This is a genomic window from Alteromonas hispanica, assembly GCF_010500915.1.
Taxonomy (GTDB): domain Bacteria; phylum Pseudomonadota; class Gammaproteobacteria; order Enterobacterales; family Alteromonadaceae; genus Alteromonas; species Alteromonas hispanica.
Genome location: NZ_JAAAWP010000026.1, coordinates 1 through 773 on the forward strand (window position 1 = coordinate 1; position 773 = coordinate 773).

Annotated in this window: 2 tRNA genes and 1 rRNA gene; all 3 read left to right on the forward strand. The window is 42.4% G+C overall.

The window, feature by feature from the left end:
• The first annotated feature begins 51 nt into the window (after nucleotides 1-51).
• A tRNA-Ala gene (locus GTW09_RS17385) sits at nucleotides 52-127 on the forward strand.
• Nucleotides 128-170: 43 nt separating this feature from the next.
• Nucleotides 171-247, forward strand: a tRNA-Ile gene (locus tag GTW09_RS17390).
• 424 nt (nucleotides 248-671) lie between these two features.
• Nucleotides 672-773, forward strand: a 23S ribosomal RNA gene (locus tag GTW09_RS17395); the annotation flags it as partial.

Sequence of the window (773 nt, forward strand, 5' to 3'; positions counted from 1 at the left end):
GTGCCTACACAGATAGTCTTGTCTAGAATATAAAGAACGACACAAGTTTATGGGGCTATAGCTCAGCTGGGAGAGCGCCTGATTTGCATTCAGGAGGTCAGCAGTTCGATCCTGCTTAGCTCCACCATCTACTTGAAGCTGGGTTTGTTGCTAACAAACTTAGAAACTGAAGGCTTGTAGCTCAGCTGGTTAGAGCGCACCCCTGATAAGGGTGAGGTCGGCAGTTCAAGTCTGCCCAAGCCTACCATTTCCTTGCTTTAAGAAAGGAAGGTAACAAAGGTAGAAAACGTGTCACGTTGGACCCGAAATCCTAATGAATATTTACTGTTTCAGTAAGCATTGATTAGGGTTTTTTACCCTAAGGGAGCATTTACGATACTTTAAAGAGTAACGTAATTCCTCCTTGCGCAAAAGTCATGACAAAAAGCGTCATGATTTTGCACGATAGTTCTTTAACAATTTGGAAAGCTGATATTAATAGTAATCAATCAGAAGAGTAATTGAGAAGTCGAAAGACGCACTTTTTACTCTACTTGACTTGAATTGCTTGTTATCAATTTATTGATAGCAAGGCAATTCTTCCGATTAGCTTGTCATGCATACAACATTACCCTTGTCCGAATTCAAAAGGCGGACATGAGGCCGGTACTCAAGGCTTTTTAGGGTTGTATGGTTAAGTGACGAAGCGTATACGGTGGATGCCTTGGCAGTTAGAGGCGATGAAGGACGTGTAAGTCTGCGAAAAGCTGTGGTGAGCCGACAAAATGCATTTG